At 67.7% G+C, this 4,059-nt stretch carries 4 protein-coding genes; 2 read left to right on the top strand and 2 right to left on the bottom strand.

The features are described from left to right. Positions 1-1,921, bottom strand: a 1,921-nt coding sequence (locus AC16JP_RS07850; protein WP_484340058.1) for a S8 family serine peptidase, incomplete at its 3' end; no start/stop codon positions are given. A 78-nt stretch (positions 1,922-1,999) separates the two neighbouring features. On the opposite strand from AC16JP_RS07850, the gene AC16JP_RS07855 reads away from it, so the two are divergent. Both AC16JP_RS07855 and dapD read left to right on the top strand, forming a co-directional pair. Further along, the gene (locus AC16JP_RS07855; RefSeq protein WP_484340059.1) at positions 2,000-2,707 is read left to right on the top strand and encodes a pyrimidine 5'-nucleotidase; all 708 of its coding nucleotides are present in this window, start codon (positions 2,000-2,002) and stop codon (positions 2,705-2,707) included. Continuing rightward, positions 2,704-3,543 (top strand): 2,3,4,5-tetrahydropyridine-2,6-dicarboxylate N-succinyltransferase, encoded by an 840-nt coding sequence (dapD, locus tag AC16JP_RS07860; protein ID WP_484340060.1) that lies wholly within the window; start codon positions 2,704-2,706, stop codon positions 3,541-3,543. The genes AC16JP_RS07855 and dapD overlap by 4 nt, the downstream gene beginning before the upstream one ends. Positions 3,544-3,549: 6 nt before the next feature. Here dapD and AC16JP_RS07865 read toward each other — a convergent pair. Then, positions 3,550-4,059: dehydroquinate synthase/iron-containing alcohol dehydrogenase family protein (locus AC16JP_RS07865; protein ID WP_484340061.1), on the bottom strand; the 510-nt coding region annotated here is incomplete at its 5' end.

A 4,059-nucleotide genomic window follows, 5' to 3' on the forward strand; every position in this document is an offset into this window, starting at 1 on the left:
CGCCCGTTTCAAACCCGGCAGCGCCGCCGATCGCCAGCGTCTGCCCGCCCAGCAGCCCGAAGGCAGGCGCCAGCCGGGTGCCAAGCAGGGCGCCGTCGTCGTTGCTGCTGGTCGCGTGCAGCGCCAGCCGCCACGGGCCCTTGTCATAGGCAGCGGCCAGCGTCAGCCGATCCTGCCGCGCCGTCCGGCCAAGGCCATCGATCCTGGTCAGGCTGAAGCTGCGCTGGCTGGCGGCCATCGCCAGCGTCAGCGGCCCGCGATGATGTTCGGCCATCAGCAGCAGGCGGCCGCGCGTTCCGGTGCCATCATCGGGCGAAAGGCCGTCGTCGGTGATGAAGCCGCCGGCGCTGGCGCCGGGGAGGCTTTCGGCCGCCATCCGGCCCGTCGCCAGCACCAGCCCGACCGAGCCTTCGCCCGAGAAGCTGAGCCGGGTTTCGCGCAACGGATTCAGGCTTCCGGCGCGCGCATCCAGCCCGCGCTGGGCGAAACCCAGATGCGCGACCGAACGGTCCTGATCGCGGAAGCCGTCGATCCCGGCGCGGTCTGCACGGTCGCTGGCGCGGATTTGCAGCGCGAGGCTGTATCCGCCGATCCGCGCCGAAGTCGAAGCGGTGGCAAGGCTTGCCGATTCGAGCCTGCCCGCCAGCCGGGCGGCGGAAGCGGTGCGGAGCGTCCGCCCCGGCGAGACGGCGTAATGCCGATCATGGGCATCGGTCACGGGAATGCTGGAAAGTGCGCTGGCCGTTGAAATGCCGTCGCCGAACGCCCCGCCCAGCGAGCCTGCGTCGGTCATGGCGACGGAGATGGTGGTGCCGGCGAGGCTGGTCGGCCCGGACGGCGCCATCGCCTTGCCGACATTCAGCAGACCCCGGCCATAGACCGCGTCGGTGCCCTTGTCGCCGGCGTCGTCGGCCGAGGCCAGCAGGATCTCGACGATCTTGCTGGCGGAAAGGTTGGGGAAGCTGTGCGCCAGCAGCGCGACTGCGCCGGTAACCGTCGGCGCGGCGAAGCTGGTGCCTGAATAGAGCGCGGCTTCGCCCTGGTGGTTGAAGCTGCGGACGCTGACACCGGGCGCAGTGAGATAGTTTGCCTGTGCCGATCCGGCGCGGTTCGAGAAGCTGGCGATGGCGCCCGAGCCGTCGGCTGCACCGGCGATGATCACATTGCCGGCACCCGCCGAAGCCAGCGCCGCCTGCGCGAGTGCGGCGACATCACTTTCCCCGCTGTTGCCGGCCGAAAGCACAAGCACGGTTCCGGCTGCCGCTGCCTTGGCGAAGGCGTTGCGCAGCGTCAGGTTGGCGTTCGATCCGCTGAGCGAGATGTTGATCACCTTTGCACCGGCGGCAACGGCGGCATCGACACCGGTTGCAAGCGCCGAATCGGTGAAGCGGCAGCCATCGGCGCAGTCGCCGCTGTCGGCCCGCATCACCGCAAGCGTGGCGGCGGGCGCGATGCCCGACATGCCGGAATCGTTGCGCGCGGCAGCAGCGACGGCGGCGACGGCGGTGCCGTGCCCCGTCGGGTCGGCGAGCGAGCGTCCCTGCCCGGTGACGTCGCGGCTGGCGCTGGAAATCCGGCCGGTGAATTCGCCAAGCGTGTCGGTCAGGCCGCTGTCGATGATACCGATGGTGACCCCGGCGCCCGACGCGCCAGAGTTCCATGCCGGCAACACGTTCGCGCCGACGGCTGCGGTCGAGCGGCGGTATTCGGCGGTATCATGGTTTGCCGCGGGCGCTGGCGGCGCGACGACCACCGGCGCGGGCTGGGCAGGGGGCGTGCTGCTCGAGAGGCTGGCCGGTCCAGGCCCTCCGGCGCCGCCGCAGGCTGCAAGCAGCAGGGCGGGGCTTGTGATGAACAGCAGACGGATTGCGCCGGCCGCGCGATCCGCGCGGGGCGCCCTTTGGGCGGGTGACAAGTTCATTCTTGTTTCTTCTTTTTTTACGACCCCTGCATGCTGCCAAACTGGATTAACAATTGCAATATGGTTTATGAGCCGCCCATGCGGCAACCGGGTGAATCGATAACTAATTGTGAAAAAACGCATTTTCCAGATCGTCTGGCGAATGTGAACGATTGGCTGTTCGATATGGACAACACGCTTTACCCCGCCAGCGCGAATCTCTTCGCGCAGATCGACCGGCGGATGGAGGCTTATGTCGGCCGGCTGCTGGGCCTTGGCCGCGACGAAGCGCGGGCGGTGCAGAAGCAGTATTTCCACGAACATGGAACGACGCTTCGGGGTTTGATGCTGAGCCATGGTATAGACCCGAACGGCTTCCTCGCCGATGTGCATGACATCGATATGTCCGTTCTGGATCCAAATCCCCGGCTGGCGGTGGCGCTCCGGCGGCTACCGGGACGGCGGATCGTCTTTACCAACGGCGATGTCGATTATGCGCAGCGGGTGCTGTCGGCGATCGGCATCCTGGACTGCTTCGACGCCATCCACGACATCCACGCCATGGACTATCACCCCAAACCCGATCCGCGCGCCTATGGGGGCGTGTGTGCTGCACATGCAGTCCGCCCTGATGCTGCGTTTTTCGTCGACGACATGGCGCACAACCTGAAGCCGGCGAAGGCGCTCGGCATGGTGACAGGCTGGGTCAACAACGGCTCGGAACGCGGCGATCATGGCTATTCGCCCGAATTCATCGACTATGAACTGCACGACCTGACCGACTGGCTGGAGGAACTGACACAATGACCGACTACGCCGCACTCCGCTCGACCATCGATGCGGCATGGGACGCGCGCGACAGCATCACGGCGGCCGACGCTGCCGTGGCGAAGGCGGTGGACGCCGCGATCGCAGGGCTGGACAGCGGGGGGCTGCGCGTCGCCGAACGCGATGCCGCCGGGCAGTGGCAGGTGAACCAGTGGCTGAAGAAAGCGGTGCTGCTGAGCTTCCGGCTGACTGCGAACGCCGAAGCCGACGGCGTCGGCGCGCCCGCCTATGACAAGGTGCCGCTGAAAACCCTCGGCTGGGACGAGCGCCGCTTTGCCGAAGGCGGATTCCGCATGGTGCCGGGCGCTGTTGTGCGCCGTGGCGCGCATGTTGCGCCGGGCGTGGTGCTGATGCCGAGTTTCGTCAACATCGGCGCCCATGTAGGCGCCGGCAGCATGATCGACACCTGGGCGACGGTTGGAAGCTGCGCCCAGATCGGCGCCAATGTGCATATTTCGGGCGGTGCCGGGATCGGCGGCGTACTGGAACCGTTGCAGGCAGGCCCTGTCATCATCGAGGACGGCGCGTTCATCGGCGCGCGCTCGGAAGTGGCGGAAGGCGTGATCGTGCGCGAGGGCGCGGTGCTGTCCATGGGGGTGTTTCTGGGTGCCTCGACCAAGATCGTCGATCGGGAAACCGGCGAAACCTTCATCGGCGAAGTGCCGGCCTATAGCGTCGTCGTTCCCGGCACGCTGCCCGGCCGCCCGCTGCCGGACGGTTCGCCCGGCCCGAATCTTGCCTGCGCGGTGATCGTCAAGCGCGTCGATCAACGCACGCGGGCCAAGACCGCGATCAACGAACTTCTGCGCGACTGAACGGCGTCAGGCCGCCATCGACAGGATTTCCAGCACGTCGGCGGGCGATGCAATGGTGCGCGGATTGGTGCGCAGCCACAGGTCGTGCATGGCCTTGCTGGCGATGCGGTCGAACTGGTCAGGCCCGACCCCGACTTCGCCCAGGCTTCGCGGCATCCCGAGGCTGCGGATGAATGCATCCAGCGCATCGGCCGCGTTGTCGTGCCCGCCGCCAATCAGCGCGAGGATGCGGCGCTGCCGGTCGGCGTTGGCCGGCAGGTTCCAGCGCAGCACGAACGGCAGCAGCACGCACGAGGTATAGCCGTGCGGCACGCCGCAGGTGCCGCCCAGCACATGGCCGATGGCGTGGCTGGCGCCCATCGGCACGCCGCCGATCACGGCGGTCATCGCCTGCCATGCGCCAAGCTGGCACAGCAACCGGGCGTCGATGTCGGCTGGATCATCCCTGACGCCGCACAACCCGGCCGTCAGTTGTGCAAGTGCGCTTGCCGCCAGATTGTCGGCAAAGCCGTGCGA

It is taken from the genome of Sandaracinobacteroides sp., assembly GCF_057137845.1.

Excerpts from the sequence above, each read along its gene's own strand:
- dapD (WP_484340060.1), top strand. The coding sequence starts at position 2,704 with ATGACCGACTACGCCGCACTCCGCTCGACCATCGATGCGGCATGGGAC.
- AC16JP_RS07855 (WP_484340059.1), top strand. The coding sequence starts at position 2,000 with ATGCGGCAACCGGGTGAATCGATAACTAATTGTGAAAAAACGCATTTT.